This is a genomic window from Pseudoalteromonas sp. 5Ae-yellow, from assembly GCF_014077565.1.
Lineage (GTDB): Bacteria > Pseudomonadota > Gammaproteobacteria > Enterobacterales > Alteromonadaceae > Pseudoalteromonas.
Map to the genome: position 1 here is coordinate 1 of NZ_JACGWD010000236.1, position 214 is coordinate 214.

Genomic DNA, 214 nt, shown 5'->3' on the forward strand with positions numbered 1-214 from the left:
ACGTTGTTGAGAAGTTAGATTTAACACTCACTGATACCCTGGGCGATACGGTTGCTCCAAGTGCTATTCCTCAAGCGAGACAGCGCCTGAGTAGCGACCCCCTCCAAGCCTTATTTCACCTATGTGCGGCCCATTGGACACAAGAAGAAGATGCTGATGATACGTGGTATGGACTCCGGTTATTTTCTGTCGATGGAACGCAATTTCGTGCACC

Annotated in this window: 1 protein-coding gene; it reads left to right on the forward strand. The window is 49.5% G+C overall.

The window, feature by feature from the left end; genetic code table 11:
* Nucleotides 1-214: transposase domain-containing protein (locus H4J63_RS20060; protein ID WP_182198127.1), on the forward strand; the 214-nt coding region annotated here is incomplete at both ends.